Here is a 19,336-nt window from a genome sequence, read left to right on the forward strand (position 1 = left end):
CAAAAACCTTTCCTCTGAGGGAAAGGTTTTTTTCACGATAGACCATAATAAGAGGGATGAGTACCGTATCATTTGCCATTATACTGAGGAGGAATGTTTAAATGCCTAAACGTCGTCTGTTTACATCTGAATCTGTAACGGAAGGGCATCCGGATAAAATTTGCGACCAAATTTCCGATGCGATTTTAGATGCGATTTTAGCAAATGATCCAAATGCGCGTGTTGCATGCGAGACGAGCGTAACAACAGGACTTGTTTTAGTGAGCGGAGAAATTACGACATCTACATATGTAGATATTCCGAAAATTGTTCGCGAAACGATTCGTGAAATTGGCTATACGCGTGCGAAATACGGTTTTGACGCAGATACGTGCGCCGTATTAACGTCAATTGATGAGCAATCACCAGACATTGCGATGGGTGTTGACAAAGCGTTAGAAGCGCGTGAAGGACAAATGACAGACGAAGAAATTGAAGCGATCGGTGCAGGGGACCAAGGATTAATGTTTGGCTTCGCGTGCAACGAAACGAAAGAGCTTATGCCGCTTCCAATTTCGCTCGCCCATAAACTTGCGCGCCGTTTATCAGAAGTGCGTAAAGAAGACATTTTACCTTACTTACGTCCGGACGGAAAGACGCAAGTAACGGTCGAGTACGATGAAAATGGTAAGCCTGTGCGCATCGATACGATCGTTGTTTCTACACAACATCATCCAGAAATTACACAAGATCAAATTGTGCGCAACATTAAGGAGCATGTCATTAAGCCTGTCGTTCCAGCAGAATTGATCGACGAAAACACAAAATATTTCATCAACCCAACAGGTCGCTTCGTAATTGGTGGTCCACAAGGCGATGCAGGCTTGACAGGACGTAAAATTATCGTTGACACGTACGGCGGTTATGCTCGTCACGGTGGTGGAGCGTTCTCAGGAAAGGATCCAACAAAAGTGGACCGTTCGGCAGCATATGCCGCTCGCTATGTAGCAAAAAACATCGTTGCGGCAGGTCTTGCGGATAAATGTGAAGTGCAGCTAGCGTACGCGATCGGTGTTGCGAAGCCAGTATCTATTTCGATTGATACGTTCGGAACAGGTAAAGTATCTGAAGATATTTTAATCGAAGTTGTTCGCAATAACTTTGATCTTCGTCCAGCAGGCATTATTAAAATGCTCGATCTCCGTCGCCCGATTTATAAGCAAACAGCAGCTTATGGTCACTTCGGTCGCACGGACATTGATCTTCCTTGGGAGCGTACAGATAAAGCGGAAGCATTAAAACAACAAGCGTTACAGTTAGCGAAGTAAAGAAAAAAGGGAGAGTTACAAGATGTAGCTCTCCTTTCTTACTTTTTTAAGTAAGAACAGAAAATGAAGCGACGCCAAACAACGTACCGAGCATACAGCCTGCAAGCACATCAGATGGATAATGGAGTCCTAAATAAATGCGCGAAATCGCGACGCTACACGCGATGGGCAAGAGCCAAATCGTTAATGCCGGAGCGTATAGTAAAAATGGAATGATGACAGAAAATACTGCGGTTGTATGTCCGGATGGAAATGAATGATCAGTTAACGGATTTTTTGTTACTTTCGTGTTATGAAGTGAAATATACGGTCGTTTGCGTGGGTACATTTTTTTCATCATTGCGACAGGAATATGGCTAAGTGCTAATGCGATGGCACTGGCGATAGCAGCATCCCGCCATTCGTCACGCAACAGCCAAACAGCTAGCATGACAGCCGTAATTGAACATGTCGCTCCGCCAGCGTGTGTAATCGAACGAAAATATGCGTTAAGCCACTTGCGATCAAAATAACGATTAATGCTGTAAAACAACTTGCATTCCCAATCGTACCATTTTCGCAACATAAGCAAATCCCCCTGAACTTATGATAAAATATATATGTTAAGTCAATAATAAAGCAATGTAAAAATACCACGCTTATTTATCGCGTGGTTTGTTTAATTGAAGCGATTTATAATATTGACCTTTTTCAACATATTCGCGGCGAATTCGTGCCATTTCACGCTCATCTTCTTCGGTTAATTCTCGGATCACTTTTGCCGGACGTCCGAATGCAAGTGTGCGAGGGGGAATTTTTTTCCCTTGAGGCACAAGACTGCCAGCACCGATAAAAGCTCCTTCACCAATTTCAGCACCGTCTAAAACGATAGAGCCCATACCGATGAGAGCGCCTTTTCTTATAATGGCACTATGCAAAATGACTTGATGGCCAACGGTGACATCATCTTCAATGATGAGTGGGTTGTTTGGACTTTGGTGAAGGACGGAGTTGTCTTGAATGTTTACACGGTTGCCGATGATCGTTGGGGCGACATCTCCGCGAATGACGGTGTTAAACCAAACGCTCGTTTCCTCTCCAATGGTTACATCACCTGTAATAGTGACGTAATCGGCGATGAAAGCGGAAGGTGCAATGTTTGGCGTATGTTCTTTATATGGATAAATCATTTGGCTCGTCCCTTTCGTTTCATTTTGTTATATTTAGTGTACAAATTTTTCGTTTATTCGTAAATAACAAGGAGGGGTGTATATGTGGAAATGGGAAGGAGAAAACGCAAAAGGTACCATTGTCATCGTTCACGGTGCTGCTGAACATCATGGTCGGTATAAATGGCTCATTGAAATGTTTCGTATGCACGGTTTTCATGTTGTTGCAGGGGATTTACCAGGGCAAGGGACGACATCGCGTAGCCGACGAGGACATATTGATTCATTTGACGAATATATAGAAGCGGTGGCAAGCTGGGTGCATGAAGCGAGCGTGTACGAACAGCCCATTTTTTTACTCGGCCATAGCATGGGAGGGCTTGTCGTCATTCGCACATTGCAAGAAAAGCGACTGCCTGTCCGCGGTGTCATTTTATCGTCCCCATGTTTAGGGCTCGTTCATTATCCGGCGAAAGCGCTTGAGATCGCCTCACGCATTTTAAACGTCATTCATCCGAAAAAACGGTTTCCATCGGGGCTAACGGTAGAGATGGCGACTCGAAATGAAGAAGTGCGCGAGATGGATAAAAACGATTCATTATATGTGACGAAAGTGTCTGTTCGTTGGTATCGCGAGTTAGTGAAAGCGATTCGCATCGCTCATGAAAAAATTGCACAATTACCAGATGTTCCGATGCTTGTCATGCAGGCGGGGGATGACAAAATTGTGGATAAAAGTGCAGTGAAATCATGGTTTGATCAGTTGATGGTTAGTGAAAAAGTGTATAAAGAATGGCCAAAACTATATCATGAAATTTTTAACGAACTTGAACGAGAACAAGTATTTTTATATGCCCATACGTTTTTAACGTTGCAACTGCAAAGAGGTGAGCTTATTGAGCGTTCCAACAAATCCTTTTAGTTTAATGCGAGCTGTATATCGTCGCGTTTTTCCGATCGTTCATCACGAATTAGCTATTTGGAAAAAAAGAGCGGAGGCTATTCCAAACGAGGAACTGCGCAAACAAGCGTTAGCAAGCATCGCGACAAAAACGTTCCATTGCGAAGGGGGAGCGATTTTGTCGTTGCTGGCTGGAAAAGAGATGGAGCGATGCATTCGTTTTATCGTTGCTTATCAAACAATTAGCGATTACTTAGATAATTTATGCGATCGAAGCACATCGCTCGATCCGACTGATTTTCGTGCACTGCACGATTCGATGATGCATGCATTAACTGTCGGGGCAAAAAAAGAGGCATATTATCGTTATCGAGTGGAACAAGATGATGGTGGTTATTTGCACGCCCTTGTCGATACGTGCCAACAGGTGTTAGCGGAAGTTCGGCATTATCATATCATCGCCCCGTTTTTACATGAACTTGCATCATATTATTGCGACTTACAAGTACATAAACATGTGAAAAAAGAAGAACGCATTCCGCGTTTGAAGCAATGGTTTGCCCAACATGAAGCATTGTTGCCGAAAATGGAATGGTATGAATTTTCCGCTTGTTCTGGGTCAACGCTCGGTATTTTTTGTTTAGTCGCTTATGCTTGTACCGATTCGTTTGATCAACGTCTTGCTGAACGGGTACGAAATAGCTATTTCCCGTACGTGCAAGGGCTGCACATTTTACTTGATTATTTGATTGATCAAGAAGAAGATCGGCAAGGTGGGGATTTAAATTTTTGTTTTTATTATCCGAATGAAGAAACGTTATTCGCTCGTTTATGTCATTTCGTTGAAGAAGCAGATCGGCATATCGCACAGTTGCCACATCGCGAATTTCATCGTTTTATTCATCGGGGGTTGCTCGGGCTATATTTATCGGACGAAAAAGTGCACGAGCAAGACGCGATTCGTAAGCTGGCAAAACAATTGTTGCGCTCAGGTGGCGTAACATCTCATTTCTTTTATTGGAACGGGCGAATGTATCGAAAATGGCAAAAATGGATGTATGCGTGAAGAAAAACGGATGTATAATGGAAGAAAAGAAGAGAGGGATGAATATGTCGTTACCTCGCTCTTCAGACGTCACGTATGAACAATATTTAATTATGCGTCAACATAGTGACGAAAGATTAGAATACATTGATGGCGTCGTTTATATGACACCTTCACCTAGCATCCAGCATCAACTCGTATCAAGCAATCTTCATACAATATTCGGGAATTATTTGAAAGGAAAGACATGTAAAGTATTTGCCGCTCTCACAGACATTGAGCTAGTGAGTGAAACATGTTCTGAAAGAAAACTCGTCATTCCTGATTTAAGCATTATTTGTGATCAAACAGGATTTACAGACACAAAATACGTCGGAGTTCCGACGTTAATTGTTGAAATACTCAGTCCTTCGAATCAAGCGCACGATTTAGTGACGAAGTTTAATTTATATATGGAATATGGTGTAAAAGAATATTGGATTGTCAATCCGATGAAACAAGCCGTGACCGTTTATGCATTAAATGAAGATAGGCTATACGAGCAGGCGGATATTAAAGTAAGTGTTGGAACTGTTCAATCTGTTTGCTTTCCAGGTTTGTTTGTTCATTTAGAAGAAATATTTCACTAACAAAGCAAAAGTAGCGATAGGAAAGACCGATCGCTACTTTTTTATCTTTTCTCGATAGCAACGATAAACGGCGGATGATTGATTTGATTCATAAATTCGTATCGAATGACGTGTGCACGTTGTTGGTCGATCGTTGAGACGTATTGTAAAAGGGCATCGCGCTCAATCGCTCCTTCAGGATGACCGTGGTAAATGACGAGGACAATAATTCCTTCAGGAGCCATGATTTCAAGCAATTGCTCAATGGCGGCAATCGTTGAGTTTGGTTTTGTTACAATTTGTTTATCCCCTCCAGGCAAATAACCGAGGTTAAACATCGCGCCAGTTATGCGTCCTTTGTATTGTGGAGGGATGTGAACGAGCAGCTCCGCGTGGCTTGCTTGCACGAGCGTGACCCGTTCTTCCATGTGGTGTTCACGCAATCGTTTTGTTGTGTTTTCGATCGCTTGTGCTTGAATGTCGAAGCCGAACACATGCCCAGACTCTCCGACACGTTCAGCCAAATAAAGCGTATCATGGCCGTTGCCGACCGTTGCATCGACGACGACATCGCCTTCTTTCACAGCGAAGTCGATGAGCGAACGGGCAAATGGCAAAATGCGCATCAGCTTCATCGTCTGTCTTCCTTTCGCACATATTTTTTTCCTTGATAACTATTGCGACGCTCTAATTCGGCATCGATGGCGTTTAACACTTCCCATTTATTGACGCTCCACATTGGACCGATCATTAAATCGATCGGACCGTCTCCTGTAATGCGATGAACGATCATTTCTGGCGGCAATACTTCTAACTGATCACAAACGAGTTGAACATATTCATCGAACGTTAAAAATTGAAGCATTCCTTTTTCGTATTGTTTCACCATTGGCGTTCCTTTTAGCAAATGAAGCAAATGAATTTTAATGCCTTGCACATCTAAATGAGCGACCGTTTTTGCTGTTTCCATCATCATGTCGTACGTTTCAAGCGGCAATCCGTTAATCATATGGGCACAAACGCGAATGCCATGTTTGCGTAGCTTCTCTACACCTTCCACATAGCATGAAAAGTCATGCGCGCGGTTAATTAAGGTAGCTGTTTGTTCATGAACCGTTTGCAAACCAAGCTCGACCCATAAATACGTTCGTTCATTCAATTCCGCTAAATAGTCGACGACGTCGTCCGGTAAACAATCAGGGCGTGTAGCGATCGATAAACCGACGACACCGTCTAAATGTAATACCGTTTCGTATTTTTCACGCAACACGTCAACGGGGGCATGTGTATTTGTGAACGCTTGAAAATAGGCGATATACTTCCCATCTTTCCATTTTGTATGCATTTTTTCTTTAATCGTATGGAATTGGGTGACTAAATCGTCTGTTCGTCTGCCAGCAAAATCACCAGAACCAGCTGCGCTACAAAATGTGCATCCACCGTATGCCACTGTACCGTCGCGATTTGGACAATCGAATCCTGCATCAAGCGACACTTTAAAAACTTTTTCACCGAACGTTTGGCGTAAATGATAATTCCATGTATGGTATCGTTTCTTGTCGTTCGTATATGGAAAAGGATTCATGTTCATCACCTCGCATCATTTTAGCATTGTAGCACGATTTAAGCGGGAAACTCAATGGCGCTGTGATAAATGACAAGAAAATGTACAAACTATAAAGCGATAAGGAAGAAAGGAAGGGATGCGTATGGCGACAAGACAGTCGATGGACGAGTTTTTGCAACATTGTGAAGATGTGCTTCGCTATGCAAAAGAACAATATACAGAAGCGAGCAAGCTTGAACATTATAACGATACAGAATATGTAAAAGCTCAGCAAATGCTTGAACATGCGGTGACCGATTTGGCGCATTTTTCGTTAAGCTGTAACGCCCAACAGCGCGAACAATTACACCGCATGCGTCTACAGCTTGAACAACTACAAAACGATATGATTTTACTTCGTCATTAGGAGGAAACAGATGAAAAAACGTTCGAAACAAAACAATCCAGAACAAAAAACGTTGCATGCGAAAGATTTCGGTGATCCGATAAAAGAAGTGAAACAAAGGAATGCAAAAAAAGGGCAAGAAGCGAAAGCGGAATATCATAACGAAACATAATTTCCCCACTCGGAGATGCTCCGAGTGGATTTTGTTCGACTTGCTTCATCTAATTAGACACATATCAAATGAAGGGAGGACACGGTATTTATGAATTAAATCCCGAAGAAATGTGGGCGAAGATCGAGGAATAGGTTTGTACAATAAACATTTTTTCATAGCATCTCAGTGGAACGAGTGTTTCTTTTTAACATCATATATGTATCTTACATATGATTCACTAACATGAATACACTTGCAACGAGGGCGTAAATTTTTTAAAATAATGTGTATAATGAAATAATGGAAAATGACGGTGAAAAGGAGTAGTAGTAAACAAATGGTCGGCAGAGAGTTGACGGACGGTGCGAGTCAACCGAAGTTTGTTTACGAACTCGCCTTGGAGTTGCGTGTGCGAATGAAGTAGCATGCGCCGTGAATCTGCGTTAATGATGAAAGTGAGTGCACCATTCGTGCGCTAACAAGGGTGGTACCGCGGGAGAATCCTCTCGTCCCTTTTTGGGATGGGAGGTTTTTTGTTTTTCATTTTTGTTTAAAATGGATAAAAAGGAGGTTTGTCACGTGAGTTTTAATCATCGTGAAATCGAGAAAAAATGGCAAAAGTATTGGGAAGAAAATAAAACGTTCAAAACGACGGAAGATGACGGAAAGCGAAAGTTTTATGCGCTTGACATGTTCCCGTATCCATCTGGTGCAGGATTGCATGTCGGTCATCCAGAAGGATATACAGCGACGGACATTTTAGCACGTATGAAGCGCATGCAAGGATATAACGTATTGCATCCAATGGGGTGGGATGCGTTCGGATTGCCAGCTGAGCAATATGCGCTAGATACAGGAAATGACCCGGCCGAATTTACGGAAAAAAACATTAACAACTTCCGCCGTCAAATTAAATCATTAGGTTTTTCGTATGACTGGGATCGTGAAGTGAATACGACTGATCCGAACTATTACAAATGGACACAATGGATTTTCTTAAAGTTATATGAAAAAGGATTAGCATACATGGATGAAGTGCCGGTGAACTGGTGCCCAGCGCTAGGGACGGTATTGGCGAACGAAGAAGTGATCGATGGAAAAAGTGAGCGCGGGGGACACCCGGTCATTCGCAAGCCGATGAAGCAATGGATGCTTCGCATTACAGCGTATGCGGATCGTTTGCTTGAAGATTTAGAAGAACTTGATTGGCCAGAAAGCATTAAAGAAATGCAGCGCAACTGGATCGGTCGTTCGGAAGGAGCAAACATTCATTTCCAAGTCGATGGATATAATGAAACGTTTACGGTGTTTACAACGCGTCCAGACACGTTATTCGGTGCCACTTATGCCGTGTTAGCCCCTGAACATCCGCTCGTTGAAAAAATTACAACACCGGAACAGAAGGAAGCTGTTGATGCGTATTTAAAACAAATTCAAAGTAAAAGCGACCTCGAACGTACCGATTTAGCGAAAGAAAAAACAGGTGTGTTTACGGGGGCGTATGCAATCAATCCAGCCAATGGTGAGAAATTGCCAATTTGGATCGCTGATTACGTGCTAATGAGTTACGGCACAGGGGCAATTATGGCGGTGCCAGCACACGACGAGCGTGATTATGAATTTGCGAAAAAGTTTCATTTGCCAATCAAAGAAGTTGTTGCTGGTGGGGACATTTCAAAAGAGGCATATACAGGAGACGGCGAACACGTGAACTCTGATTTCTTAAACGGTTTGAATAAAGAAGAAGCAACGAAAAAAATGATTGAATGGCTAGAGGCAAACGGAAAAGGAGAGAAAAAAGTATCGTATCGCCTTCGCGATTGGTTATTTAGCCGTCAACGTTATTGGGGCGAGCCGATTCCGATCATCCATTGGGAAGATGGAACGATGACGCCAGTGCCAGAAGAAGAGTTGCCGCTTGTGTTGCCGAAAACAGATGAAATTAAACCATCAGGAACAGGTGAATCACCGCTTGCGAACATCGAAGAGTGGGTGAACGTCGTTGACCCGAAAACAGGTAAAAAAGGACGCCGTGAAACGAATACGATGCCGCAATGGGCAGGAAGTTGTTGGTACTATTTGCGTTACATCGATCCACATAACGATAAGCAATTAGCTGATCCTGAAAAGCTTGAAAAATGGTTGCCGGTCGACATTTACATTGGCGGGGCAGAACATGCGGTGTTGCACTTATTGTATGCACGTTTTTGGCATAAATTTTTATACGATATCGGCGTTGTGCCAACGAAAGAGCCGTTCCAAAAGCTATTTAACCAAGGAATGATTCTTGGAGAAAACAATGAGAAAATGAGTAAGTCGAAAGGAAATGTTGTCAATCCGGACGATATTGTGGAAAGTCACGGAGCCGATACGTTGCGTTTATATGAAATGTTTATGGGACCTTTGGAAGCGTCGATCGCATGGTCGACAAAGGGGCTTGACGGTGCACGTCGCTTCTTAGATCGCGTATGGCGTCTATTTGTTGAAGAAGACGGTCAATTAAATCCGAAAATCGTTGACAATCCAGGAACAGATACGCTTGAACGTGTATATCACCAAACGGTGAAAAAAGTAACAGAAGATTACGAGGCGCTTCGTTTCAACACCGCGATCTCACAATTAATGGTGTTTATTAACGAAGCATATAAAGCGCCTGTATTACCGAAAGTATATATGGAAGGATTCGTGAAGTTGCTGTCGCCAGTTTGTCCACATATTGCTGAGGAATTATGGGAGAAGCTTGGACATAACAATACGATCGCATACGAAGCTTGGCCAGCATACGATGAAGCGAAATTAGTTGAAGATGAAGTCGAAATCGTCATTCAAGTAAACGGAAAAGTGCGTGCGAAACTACACGTTCCTGCTGATGCAACAAAAGAACAGCTTGAGCAATTGGCAATGGAGGACGAAAAAATTAAAGAACAAATTGAAGGAAAAACTGTACGTAAAGTGATCGCTGTCCCAGGAAAACTAGTGAACATTGTTGCAAATTAATTACAAACAAGCCTCTCGCACATACGGTGAGAGGCTTTCGTTAAAAGAAAGGGAGAGATCGATGAAAGAAATAACAGCAGCACAATTAAAACAAATGATACAAACAGGTGAGCGCGTTCATGTTATTGATGTGCGCGAAGACGAAGAAGTCGCCTTTGGAATGATTCCATCAGCGACACATATAAAAATGGGGGATATTCCAGAAAGAATGAACGAGCTAGACAAAAATGAAACGTATGTCATTATTTGTCGTTCTGGTGTTCGTAGTGAGCATGTGTGTCGTTATTTAGAGGCGCATGGTTATGATGTATGTAACGTTATTGACGGGATGCTCGGCTGGGACGGCGAACTTGAGTAATTGAAATGTCATGATTGCCTTAGAAACAATAAGATCGCTCGTTTACGATCTTATTGTTTCGCATATATCGCGGCATGCATGCCAGCAAGCCGACCAGTCACGAGCGCTGCAGTAATGTTATAACCTCCTGTGTAACCGTGAATATCTAAAATTTCTCCGCAAAAATATAAACCTTTCATCAGTTTAGATGCCATTTCTTTCGGATGTACTTCTTTGACCGATACACCGCCGCCTGTGACGAACGCTTTTTCAAGCGGTAACGTTCCGTGAACAGAAAAAGTGAATGTTTTACATGCCGCAATAAATGTGCGCACTTTGTCGTGACTTAATGTGCTTGCGACCGTTTGTGGATCGATCTTTGTTTGCTCAAGCAAAAATAGTACATATCGTTCTGGAAGCGGCATGATTGCTTTGACAATATTTTTTATTGCTTTTTTCGGCTCTTCTTTCATGGTGCGCACAATGTGTTGAAATAATATTTCCCCTTTTTCATCTGGCAACGCATCAATCGTCATGTTCACAGACGATTGTTTTTTTAACTGTTTCACAACAAATTGGCTACATCGTAATGCCGCTGGTCCTGAAATACCGAAATGTGTAAAAATCATATCCATCCGATGTGTGACGATTGGTTTCCCTTTTTCGTTTAATACGCTTAATGCCACATCGCGCAATGATAGTCCTTGTAACGTCCGATTTTGAATAAAAGGTTCATGTGAAATAATAGGCACTTCCGTTGGAAACAGTTCTGTAATCGTATGTCCAGCCTTTTCTGCCCACGCATAACCGTCACCTGTCGAACCGGTATGCGGCACAGATTTCCCTCCAGCGGCAACAACAACCGCTTTCGTCCGGATCATCTCCCCTGTTTGCAGCGTTACGCCATACACTGCTCCATCTTTATATTCAATGTCTTTTACAGGGGTATGAACCCGAACGTCGACACGCCATCGTTTCAATTCACGAAGAAGAGCTTGTACGACAGATTGTGCGCTGTCGCTTACCGGAAACATGCGTCCGTGGTCTTCTTCTTTTAATGGAACGCCAAGCCGTTCAAAAAAGCGAATAATATCTTCATTATTAAACATAGAAAAGGCACGATATAAAAAACGACCGTTTCCTGGGATATGTTGAATGAGTTCATCGACTGGTCGTCGATTTGTCACATTACAACGGCCTCCGCCTGAAATGGCTAATTTTCGTCCGAGTTTATCTCCTTTATCAAGAAGGAGAACGCGTCCACCTTGTTCACCAGCAGCGATCGCTGCCATTAATCCTGACGGCCCCCCGCCGATGACTACGACATCATATGTCATCATTTTCACGTCCTTTCTGTTATGATTATAATGATTTTATGGAAAAGAAAAAAGTGTGCTAAAATAGGTGGAGCAATGAATCCGTTAAGGAAGGGATAATATGTCATCATCAAAGTTGTTAAGAGGCACATTTATTTTAACGGGAGGCGTGTTTTTATCGCGCATATTAGGACTTATATACGTCTTCCCGTTTTATCAACTTGTTGGGAAACAAGGGGGAGCGCTTTATTCGTACGGTTACGTTCCGTATACGTTGTTTATTAGTATAGCAACGATGGGGGTGCCGCTAGCTGTATCAAAGTTTGTTTCGAAATATAATGCACTTGGCGAATATGCGATTGGACGAAAATTGTTTCGTTCAGGTATGACGTTAATGGCGATCACAGGGTTTCTCGCTTGGCTCATTTTATATATGAGTGCCCCGTTATTAGCCCCGTTTGTCGTCAATGATGACGGACACGGCAACTCGATTGCGGATGTTGCTTCTGTCATTCGCGCAGTTAGTTTCGCTTTATTACTTGTGCCGATGATGAGTTTAATTCGAGGGTTTTTTCAAGGTCATGAATCGATGGGGCCGACAGCGTTGTCGCAAGTCGTTGAGCAACTTGTCCGCATCATCTTTTTGCTTGCAGGGAGTTACATCGTTTTACGCATCTTCGACGGCTCGCTTGTGACGGCTATTCAAGTGGCGACGTTTGCAGCATTTATCGGTGCCGTTGGTGGACTAGCTGTTTTATTCATGTATTGGTTTAAGCGAAAATCGTTTTTAGATGAACTATTAAAGCAAGATCGCGGTACGATCCATATGTCATTAAAAGAGATGTATAAAGAATTGATTGCCTATGCTGCCCCGTTTGCTTTTGTTGGCTTAGCAATGCCTTTATATCAACTCATTGACCAATTTACGTTTAATAAAGCGATGGCAAGCATCGGGCTCGGTGCCATTTCAGAGGACGCATACGGCATTTTCAACGTATGGGCACAAAAGCTTGTCATTATCCCAGTAACATTAGCGACGTCATTTAGCTTAACGCTCATTCCGACGATTACAAAAGCGTATGTGCAAGGAGAGAGCAAGCAACTAAAAAAATATTTAAATGACACGTTTCAAGTCGTTATGTTTATTACGTTGCCGGCAGTCATTGGCATGGCGCTTTTATCTGAATATGTATATGCCGCTTTTTACAGCTACGATCCACTTGGCACAGAGGTGTTGCGGGCATACGCACCGACCGCTATTTTCTTTGCTTTATTTTCTGTGACGGCGGCCATTTTACAAGGGATTAATAAACAAAAATTTACCGTCATTAGTTTATGTATCGGATTATTGTTTAAATTATTTTTTAACTACATACTCATTGTTTCGTTTGAAACGGTAGGAGCTATTTTGGCAACGACGATTGGATACGCTTTGTCGGTTAGTTTAAACTTATGGGTCATTCAACGGTATACAAATTATCGTTATCATTTTGTTGCCAAGCGTATGTTGTTTATGGGGATTTTAACAACAATAATGTGTGCTGTCGTCTGGCCGGTCGCAAAACTGATGGATCGTTTTCTTCATTACAACGGTAGCATGATCCAATCGGTCATCATCGTCGCACTCGGCGGATTGATCGGAGCGACTGTTTACTTTTATTTAAGTGAACGTTCGAATTTGTTATATGCGTTATTTGGAAATCGCTTTTCATTTTTAAAAAAGAAAGAAAAGAAGGCTTTGTCATAGCCTTCTTCTTTGTATTAAAAGTCGCTGCTAAATGGGAATCCGAGTTGACGTTCAACGCGTTGAAGACGTCGATTTAAGTTGTTAATTTGTTGTTGTTGGCGTTCTGTGATGCGCTCGAGGCGATCAACTCGACGTTCAAGGGAGCCGCTTGGAAAACTTGGTGTTCCAGGAAATCCTGGTGTGCCCGGAAATCCACCAGGGAATCCTGGTGTAAATGGAGAGCCTCCGTAATAAGGCATGCCCGGCATTTGTTGCTGTTGTTGGCGTTCGTCCATTTGGAAAACTCCTTTCGCTTTAATTGTTACGTAGGCAGTATATGTGACAGTTGACATAGGTGTATGGACGAACGCCTAAAAAAGAAAAACATTTGGAGGGATTTTTATGTTGCGCATTGATAAACTGCTAGCAAACATGGGATATGGAACGAGAAAAGAAGTGAAAAAATTATTGAAAGCAGGGGTTGTCAAAGTCGATGGGATGACGGTGAAAGATGCAAAAACACACGTCAATCCGAAAGAACAAGTCGTTACCGTATGGGGAGAAGAAGTAGAGTATAAACCGTTTATTTATTTAATGATGAATAAACCAAAAGGGGTCATTTCAGCAACAGAGGATGCTGTGGAGGAAACAGTCGTTGATTTACTAGAAGAGGAAGATCGCATATTTGATCCATTTCCTGTTGGACGGTTAGATAAAGATACAGAGGGGCTATTGTTGTTAACAAATGATGGTCAGCTTGCTCATCAACTATTGTCACCGAAAAAACATGTTCCGAAAACGTATGAGGCGATCATTGATGGAGAAGTAACAGAAGAAGACGTTGTTGCCTTCCAGCGCGGTGTCGTGCTCGACGACGGGTATGAAACGAAGCCAGCAAAACTTGTTATCGTTCGCTCCGGTTTACGTTCTGATGTGCAAATTACAATTACAGAAGGGAAGTTTCATCAAATTAAACGAATGTTCCAAGCGGTTGGCAAGCGAGTCGTTTACTTAAAGCGGGTTCAAATGGGACCGTTGCCGCTCGATGAAACGTTAGAGCCTGGGGAATATCGTGAGTTGACGGATGAAGAAATCGCTTTATTAAAGGGAGAGAACAAAAAATAGGAACCTGCTAGGAGGTTCCGTCTATATGCATGCTGTTATGATGACATCTTGACTCTTTTTTTAGTTGTTGTCCATTTACCTTTGCTAGGGCTGTGAATTAAGTCGTTGTATGCTAACACGTTTAAATCCCGCTGAATCGTTCGTGGGGTAATGCCGAATTCGTCCACGAGCTCTTGCGTTGTCACTGTTCCTCTCTCGCTAATGAACATGTAGACGGACTTAATACGGGTTAGCATGCGATCGGTAGATGGTTTCAAATGATCACTCCCTATCGTCACATCATTCGCATGGTACAACAAAGATGAAAAACTAGATGTCTCATCATTTATTTTACACGAAAACATAAGAAAAATGCTATAAATTTGCTGAATTTTACACAATATTAACACAATTAGTACCATATTTTTCTGTGGAAAGGATGAATGTAGCAATGAATGTGAACTGGATGGAAGAAGTAAAAAAGCGAGAGTCAGCGCTTTTGAAAGATTTGCAAACATTTTTGCGCATTCCAAGTGTGCGAAATGAACAGACAGCTACACAAGAGGCACCATTAGGAAAAGAGGTGTATGAAGCGCTTTGTTACATGCTAAAGCGTGGTGAAGAAGAAGGGTTTGTCACAAAAAACGTTGACGGACTAGCTGGTCATTTGGAAATGGGCAATGGTGAAGAGATTGTAGGGATATTATGTCATGTGGATGTTGTTCCCCCTGGCGACGGTTGGACGTTCGATCCGTTCGGGGGAACGATTGTAGATGGAAAAATTTATGCCCGAGGTGCACTCGATGATAAAGGTCCGACGATCGCTGCCTTTTATGCGATGAAAATTGTCAAAGAGCTCGGTTTACCGTTAGCTAAGCGCGTACGAATGATTATTGGAACAGATGAAGAGAGCGATTGGCAATGTGTTGAGCGTTATTTTCAAACGGAGCAAATGCCAACGCTCGGTTTTGCACCTGATGCAGACTTTCCGATTATTTATGCTGAAAAAGGGATCGCCGATTTCGATCTGATTCAACAGCCAACAAACGAGCGAAGTGAATGTATCCTTCTTTCGTTCCATGCCGGGCGCCGATACAATATGGTACCGGATTTCGCTGAAGCGGCTTTGCGGTTAGCAGATGGGGAAGCGATGAAAGAACGTTTTCTCGCATTTTTACAAACACATGCTATTGACGGTGAAGCACATAGCGACGGAGAGACGTTCACTTTGCGCGTTCGTGGCGTTTCGGCTCACGGAATGGAACCGAACAATGGTGTAAATGCTGGATTATGGCTTGTGAAATTTTTGGAAAACGAACAACTTGATCCGCAAGCCAACGCGTTTGTTCGGTTTGTTTCCCAATATTTTCATGAAGATACGCGCGGAAGACGATTAGGGGTTGCACATACAAACGAGGAACTCGGTGATTTGACGATAAACGTTGGTGTTCTTTCATATACGAGTGAACATGGTGGAAAGATCGGCATCAACTTGCGCTACCCTGTGACGAATGACATCGTGCATACGAAAAAAATGATTGAGCAAGTCGCTGAGCGTCATGCGTTTGCACTGACGGATTTTTCGAATTCTGCACCGCATTATGTAGCAAAAGATCATCCGCTCGTTCAAACGTTGCAACGCGTCTATGAAGAGCAGACGGGTGAACGAGCGTCACTACTTGCCATCGGCGGTGGAACATATGCTCGTTCGTTACAAGCTGGGGTAGCATTCGGCCCGTTATTTCCGAATCGTCCGGATGTGGCGCACCAAAAGGATGAGCATATGTTTATTGACGATTTGTTAAAAGCAACGGCCATTTATGCTCAAGCGATTTATGAGCTAGCAAAATGACAGTTTCCAAAAATATGTTATAATGAAAAGTGCCGTCGATCGTGACGGTACTTTTCGTTATTTTATTTGATATGGGGGATGTTTGTGTATACACGTATTTTTCGAGCATTTTATTTTTTACAGTTTTTTAGTTTTGGTTCGCTTTTTCCGTTGTTATCTGTGTATTTAAAAGATGAAGTTGGATTGTCAGGAACAGAAATCGGGATGATTATGTCCATTAGCCCTATTGTTATGATTTTTATTCAACCAATTTGGGGAATGGTAAGCGATTATACGCGTCAACCGGTTCAAGTGTTAATCGTATCTTTACTAGGAACAGCTTTTTTTGGTTTTATGTATTCGCTCGTTCATTCTTATATGTGGTTGCTTGTTATTGCCGCACTACTTGCTGTTATGCAAAGTGGCATTGTTCCATTATCTGATAGTATTACGCTTCATTACGTACAAAAAGCAAACGAACGGTATGGCTCGATTCGCCTTTGGGGAGCGCTTGGGTTTGCGACTGCTGTCCCGATTGCTGGACAAATTGCTCAGATGTTTCATCTTCGCTTCATTTTTTACATTTTCGTTGCTTTACTCATTACGTCGAGTGTGCTTGCATGGAAGTTGCCAAAAGAGCAGTCAAGTGCGAAAGTGAACATTCGTGAAGGAATGAAAGAGTTAGTTCGCATTCCACCGTTTCTTTTGTTTTTGTTGACGACGTTTCTTGTCTTTGGTCCAATTTATGCCAACAATTTTTATTTTGGCATTTTGATTACTGATTTAGGTGGAACGCTTGCAGGAGTCGGCATTGCCTTTTTATTAGCAGCAGGAAGCGAAGCGCCGTTTATGAAATTTGCTGACGGGGTCGTGCGAAAGTTTGGCATGATGAACGTTTTATTCGTTGCCACAGCATTATCTTGCGCTCGTTGGTTATTTTACTTTTTTGAACCACCGTTAATGATCGTGTATGCCACGACAATTGTACAAGGGGCGTCTGTCGGTTTATTTATTCCAGCTGCGCTACAATACGTGCGGGACGTCACTCCTGCACACGTACGTACAACAGCTGTATCGCTTTATGCTACAGTTGGAAACGGGCTCGGGAGCTGGTTTTGTACATTTGTAGGAGGATATATATTAGAACGTTGGACAATTGAGCATGTATATTTATTTTTCGGATTGTTGACGTTTGGTGGCATGGTGATTTTTGCTTGGCAGTCAAAAAAGACGTTGCGAAAACTATATGAATTTTGATAAAATTTAGAAAATTAAAAGGTGGGACGATAGATGCACTACTTTTTGGCAATTCCTCTACCAAACGAGGTGAAAAAGCGGCTGCATGCTTTTATTTCTGAATGGGGAGCGCCATTTCGGTTGTTCGTTCATGAAGCCGATTATCATATAACGCTTGCGTTTTTAGGTCGGGCAACCGAAACAGAGCGAAAGCAAATTGCAGAGATGATGCCAGATGTAGTAAAAAAACATCAGTCATTTTCGTTACAACTGAGCGAGGTGTACTCATTCGGTTCTCGTATTTTATGGTATGGGGTGAAAGAGGAACCGCGTTTGTTTTCTCTTCGTCAAGATGTGTATAACGTGTGCCAACGCATCGGTTTTTCGCTTGATTCAAGACCGTTTACACCGCATATTACGTTGGCGAAAAAATGGAGTGGATCGTTTCCGTTCTCGCTTGACACATATCCGAGAAAAATGGAAGGAGAAGACATTCACTTTTTCGTACATGACGTTGTGTTATACGAAACACATATGGATCAAACGCCGAAATATAAGCCGTTGATGCGTTTTCCTCTTTCATAATTCAATAAGAGGGGGAGAAAAGATGGGGATTACGGTCATTCAAATCGGGGGATTGTATATGTTGTATATGATCGGTTCGTTCATTCAGCAACTGCTACACATTCCAATTCCGGGGAGTATGATTGGCATGTTGCTGTTATTTTTATTATTAATGACCGGAATCGTAAAAGAGAAGTGGATTTCGCGCGGGGCAAATATGCTTTTATCTCACTTAACGCTTTTATTTATCCCAGCAACAGTTGGGGTAATGGACTATGTGGAGCTTTTTTCAGGAAGGGGAATATGGTCCATTGTCATTGTGATCGTCAGCACAATGATGGTTATGTTGTTTGCTGGTTTTATTGGGCAATGGGCACAAACACGTGAACAGAAGCGAGTGCGTGAGGTGAAAGGGGCATGATTGGCGTTAGTTTGCTTATATGGACGATCGTCGTATATATAGCGATGCGCAAATTGTATGCTCGCTTTTATTTTCCGTTGCTCGTTCCCGTCGCAACAAGCACGGTAGTCATCATTATGACGTTATCGCTTTTTCACTTGTCGTATGACCAATATATGATCGGAGGAAAATGGCTCGTTCATTTGCTTGGTCCAGCTGTTGTTGCGCTCGCTTTGCCGCTTTATCAACATCGGCATACGTTAAAACAGTTTTTATGGCCGCTCTTATGTAGCACATTTTTCGGCACAATCATTGGAATGGGAAGCGGTTTATTGTTCGCGCGTCTTTTTCATTTGCCAGAAAAAATTGTTCGTTCCATCATTCCGAAATCGGTCACATCGCCTGTTGCGATGGATATTGCGAAGTTAATTGACGGTATACCGACGCTTGCTGCTGTATATGTCATGATTGCGGGAATTTTTGGTGCAATGTTTGGTCCGATTCTTTTTCAACGTTTGCACATTACAACAGCTTTAGGGATTGGAAGCGGTCTTGGGGCAGCTTCTCACGGTATCGGTACCGCAAAAGCGCTTGAAATCGGGAGAAAAGAAGCAGCGATTAGCTCCGTTGCTATGACGTTAAGCGCAATTTTTGCTTCTCTTCTTTGCCCGTTGTTGCTTTTGTTGTAGAATGAAAGTAACTATTTGTTG

General features: G+C 42.6%; 22 protein-coding genes and 1 other annotated feature. Of the genes, 15 read left to right on the forward strand and 7 right to left on the reverse strand.

Annotation, left to right across the window (positions count from 1 at the left end):
• Nucleotides 1-101: 101 nt before the first annotated feature.
• The gene (gene metK, locus JV16_RS05880) at nt 102-1,307 is read left to right on the forward strand and encodes a methionine adenosyltransferase (RefSeq protein ID WP_003397777.1); all 1,206 of its coding nucleotides are present in this window, start codon (nt 102-104) and stop codon (nt 1,305-1,307) included.
• A gap of 46 nt (nt 1,308-1,353) precedes the next feature.
• On the opposite strand, the gene JV16_RS05885 is transcribed toward metK, so the two are convergent.
• Together JV16_RS05885 and JV16_RS05890 are read right to left on the reverse strand one after the other, a co-directional pair.
• Complete coding sequence (locus JV16_RS05885; RefSeq protein ID WP_021095567.1) at nt 1,354-1,872, reverse strand: phosphatase PAP2 family protein; 519 nt, start codon at nt 1,870-1,872, stop codon at nt 1,354-1,356.
• Between the two features lie 73 nt (nt 1,873-1,945).
• Nucleotides 1,946-2,476 (reverse strand): gamma carbonic anhydrase, encoded by a 531-nt coding sequence (locus tag JV16_RS05890; protein WP_021095568.1) that lies wholly within the window; start codon nt 2,474-2,476, stop codon nt 1,946-1,948.
• Nucleotides 2,477-2,558: 82 nt separating this feature from the next.
• On the opposite strand from JV16_RS05890, the gene JV16_RS05895 reads away from it, so the two are divergent.
• Genes JV16_RS05895 through JV16_RS05905 form a run of 3 tightly spaced genes read left to right on the forward strand, consistent with a single transcriptional unit; the run spans nt 2,559 to nt 5,030 of the window.
• A complete protein-coding gene (locus tag JV16_RS05895; protein WP_021095569.1) occupies nt 2,559-3,377 on the forward strand; it encodes an alpha/beta hydrolase in 819 nt (272 codons plus the stop codon).
• Complete coding sequence (locus JV16_RS05900; RefSeq protein ID WP_021095570.1) at nt 3,352-4,422, forward strand: tetraprenyl-beta-curcumene synthase family protein; 1,071 nt, start codon at nt 3,352-3,354, stop codon at nt 4,420-4,422. Before JV16_RS05895 ends, JV16_RS05900 begins: the two co-directional genes overlap by 26 nt.
• A gap of 44 nt (nt 4,423-4,466) precedes the next feature.
• On the forward strand, nt 4,467-5,030 hold the full coding sequence (locus tag JV16_RS05905; RefSeq protein ID WP_021095571.1) for a Uma2 family endonuclease: 564 nt from the start codon (nt 4,467-4,469) through the stop codon (nt 5,028-5,030).
• A 41-nt stretch (nt 5,031-5,071) separates the two neighbouring features.
• On the opposite strand, the gene mnmM is transcribed toward JV16_RS05905, so the two are convergent.
• Nucleotides 5,072-5,644 (reverse strand): tRNA 5-(aminomethyl)-2-thiouridylate-methyltransferase MnmM, encoded by a 573-nt coding sequence (gene mnmM, locus JV16_RS05910; protein WP_021095572.1) that lies wholly within the window; start codon nt 5,642-5,644, stop codon nt 5,072-5,074.
• Entirely contained in the window at nt 5,641-6,594 is a 954-nt protein-coding gene (gene mnmL / locus JV16_RS05915; protein WP_021095573.1) for a tRNA modification radical SAM protein MnmL/YtqA, read from the reverse strand. The genes mnmM and mnmL overlap by 4 nt, the downstream gene beginning before the upstream one ends.
• 124 nt (nt 6,595-6,718) lie before the next feature.
• Between mnmL and JV16_RS05920 the strand changes: the two genes are divergently transcribed.
• From JV16_RS05920 to JV16_RS05930, 4 genes are all read left to right on the forward strand, one after another.
• Entirely contained in the window at nt 6,719-6,982 is a 264-nt protein-coding gene (locus tag JV16_RS05920) for a YtzC family protein (RefSeq protein ID WP_003397789.1), read from the forward strand.
• A gap of 10 nt (nt 6,983-6,992) precedes the next feature.
• Nucleotides 6,993-7,133 (forward strand): hypothetical protein, encoded by a 141-nt coding sequence (locus JV16_RS15765; RefSeq protein WP_009361597.1) that lies wholly within the window; start codon nt 6,993-6,995, stop codon nt 7,131-7,133.
• 286 nt (nt 7,134-7,419) lie between these two features.
• Nucleotides 7,420-7,632, forward strand: a binding site (T-box leader).
• Between the two features lie 62 nt (nt 7,633-7,694).
• Nucleotides 7,695-10,112, forward strand: coding sequence for a leucine--tRNA ligase (gene leuS, locus JV16_RS05925; protein ID WP_021095574.1), 2,418 nt, complete (start codon nt 7,695-7,697; stop codon nt 10,110-10,112).
• Nucleotides 10,113-10,173: 61 nt separating this feature from the next.
• Entirely contained in the window at nt 10,174-10,470 is a 297-nt protein-coding gene (locus JV16_RS05930; protein WP_021095575.1) for a rhodanese-like domain-containing protein, read from the forward strand.
• A gap of 50 nt (nt 10,471-10,520) precedes the next feature.
• On the opposite strand, the gene JV16_RS05935 is transcribed toward JV16_RS05930, so the two are convergent.
• Nucleotides 10,521-11,786: a BaiN/RdsA family NAD(P)/FAD-dependent oxidoreductase gene (locus tag JV16_RS05935; RefSeq protein WP_021095576.1), complete on the reverse strand. Its 1,266-nt coding sequence runs from the start codon at nt 11,784-11,786 to the stop codon at nt 10,521-10,523.
• A 100-nt stretch (nt 11,787-11,886) separates the two neighbouring features.
• On the opposite strand from JV16_RS05935, the gene JV16_RS05940 reads away from it, so the two are divergent.
• Nucleotides 11,887-13,512, forward strand: coding sequence for a putative polysaccharide biosynthesis protein (locus JV16_RS05940; RefSeq protein ID WP_021095577.1), 1,626 nt, complete (start codon nt 11,887-11,889; stop codon nt 13,510-13,512).
• A 14-nt stretch (nt 13,513-13,526) separates the two neighbouring features.
• Here the strand turns inward: JV16_RS05940 and JV16_RS05945 are convergent, their stop codons facing one another.
• Nucleotides 13,527-13,787 (reverse strand): hypothetical protein, encoded by a 261-nt coding sequence (locus JV16_RS05945; RefSeq protein ID WP_021095578.1) that lies wholly within the window; start codon nt 13,785-13,787, stop codon nt 13,527-13,529.
• 106 nt (nt 13,788-13,893) lie between these two features.
• On the opposite strand from JV16_RS05945, the gene JV16_RS05950 reads away from it, so the two are divergent.
• Complete coding sequence (locus tag JV16_RS05950; RefSeq protein ID WP_042534707.1) at nt 13,894-14,616, forward strand: pseudouridine synthase; 723 nt, start codon at nt 13,894-13,896, stop codon at nt 14,614-14,616.
• Nucleotides 14,617-14,651: 35 nt separating this feature from the next.
• On the opposite strand, the gene JV16_RS15150 is transcribed toward JV16_RS05950, so the two are convergent.
• A complete protein-coding gene (locus JV16_RS15150; RefSeq protein WP_003398403.1) occupies nt 14,652-14,873 on the reverse strand; it encodes a DeoR family transcriptional regulator in 222 nt (73 codons plus the stop codon).
• A 173-nt stretch (nt 14,874-15,046) separates the two neighbouring features.
• Between JV16_RS15150 and pepV the strand changes: the two genes are divergently transcribed.
• The 5 genes from pepV (at nt 15,047) to JV16_RS05975 (ending at nt 19,315) form a co-directional block, all read left to right on the forward strand.
• A complete protein-coding gene (gene pepV / locus JV16_RS05955; protein ID WP_042534711.1) occupies nt 15,047-16,447 on the forward strand; it encodes a dipeptidase PepV in 1,401 nt (466 codons plus the stop codon).
• 84 nt (nt 16,448-16,531) lie between these two features.
• Nucleotides 16,532-17,683, forward strand: a complete 1,152-nt coding sequence (locus JV16_RS05960) for an MFS transporter (RefSeq protein WP_052481219.1) — start codon at nt 16,532-16,534, stop codon at nt 17,681-17,683.
• Between the two features lie 33 nt (nt 17,684-17,716).
• A complete protein-coding gene (gene thpR / locus JV16_RS05965; protein ID WP_021095582.1) occupies nt 17,717-18,247 on the forward strand; it encodes an RNA 2',3'-cyclic phosphodiesterase in 531 nt (176 codons plus the stop codon).
• Between the two features lie 22 nt (nt 18,248-18,269).
• Nucleotides 18,270-18,647 (forward strand): CidA/LrgA family protein, encoded by a 378-nt coding sequence (locus JV16_RS05970; protein WP_021095583.1) that lies wholly within the window; start codon nt 18,270-18,272, stop codon nt 18,645-18,647.
• Nucleotides 18,644-19,315, forward strand: a complete 672-nt coding sequence (locus tag JV16_RS05975) for an LrgB family protein (RefSeq protein ID WP_009361585.1) — start codon at nt 18,644-18,646, stop codon at nt 19,313-19,315. Before JV16_RS05970 ends, JV16_RS05975 begins: the two co-directional genes overlap by 4 nt.
• Nucleotides 19,316-19,336: the final 21 nt, after the last annotated feature.

This window comes from Anoxybacillus ayderensis (genome assembly GCF_000833605.1).
GTDB classification, from domain to species: Bacteria; Bacillota; Bacilli; order Bacillales; family Anoxybacillaceae; genus Anoxybacillus; species Anoxybacillus ayderensis.

Coding starts and splice junctions, on each gene's coding strand:
- metK (WP_003397777.1), top strand. CDS start 102: ATGCCTAAACGTCGTCTGTTTACATCTGAATCTGTAACGGAAGGGCAT.
- JV16_RS05885 (WP_021095567.1), bottom strand. CDS start 1,872: ATGTTGCGAAAATGGTACGATTGGGAATGCAAGTTGTTTTACAGCATT.
- JV16_RS05890 (WP_021095568.1), bottom strand. CDS start 2,476: ATGATTTATCCATATAAAGAACATACGCCAAACATTGCACCTTCCGCT.
- JV16_RS05895 (WP_021095569.1), top strand. CDS start 2,559: ATGTGGAAATGGGAAGGAGAAAACGCAAAAGGTACCATTGTCATCGTT.
- JV16_RS05905 (WP_021095571.1), top strand. CDS start 4,467: ATGTCGTTACCTCGCTCTTCAGACGTCACGTATGAACAATATTTAATT.
- mnmM (WP_021095572.1), bottom strand. CDS start 5,644: ATGAAGCTGATGCGCATTTTGCCATTTGCCCGTTCGCTCATCGACTTC.
- mnmL (WP_021095573.1), bottom strand. CDS start 6,594: ATGAATCCTTTTCCATATACGAACGACAAGAAACGATACCATACATGG.
- JV16_RS05920 (WP_003397789.1), top strand. CDS start 6,719: ATGGCGACAAGACAGTCGATGGACGAGTTTTTGCAACATTGTGAAGAT.
- JV16_RS15765 (WP_009361597.1), top strand. CDS start 6,993: ATGAAAAAACGTTCGAAACAAAACAATCCAGAACAAAAAACGTTGCAT.
- JV16_RS05930 (WP_021095575.1), top strand. CDS start 10,174: ATGAAAGAAATAACAGCAGCACAATTAAAACAAATGATACAAACAGGT.
- JV16_RS05935 (WP_021095576.1), bottom strand. CDS start 11,786: ATGACATATGATGTCGTAGTCATCGGCGGGGGGCCGTCAGGATTAATG.
- JV16_RS05940 (WP_021095577.1), top strand. CDS start 11,887: ATGTCATCATCAAAGTTGTTAAGAGGCACATTTATTTTAACGGGAGGC.
- JV16_RS05945 (WP_021095578.1), bottom strand. CDS start 13,787: ATGGACGAACGCCAACAACAGCAACAAATGCCGGGCATGCCTTATTAC.
- JV16_RS05950 (WP_042534707.1), top strand. CDS start 13,894: ATGTTGCGCATTGATAAACTGCTAGCAAACATGGGATATGGAACGAGA.
- pepV (WP_042534711.1), top strand. CDS start 15,047: ATGAATGTGAACTGGATGGAAGAAGTAAAAAAGCGAGAGTCAGCGCTT.
- thpR (WP_021095582.1), top strand. CDS start 17,717: ATGCACTACTTTTTGGCAATTCCTCTACCAAACGAGGTGAAAAAGCGG.
- JV16_RS05970 (WP_021095583.1), top strand. CDS start 18,270: ATGGGGATTACGGTCATTCAAATCGGGGGATTGTATATGTTGTATATG.
- JV16_RS05975 (WP_009361585.1), top strand. CDS start 18,644: ATGATTGGCGTTAGTTTGCTTATATGGACGATCGTCGTATATATAGCG.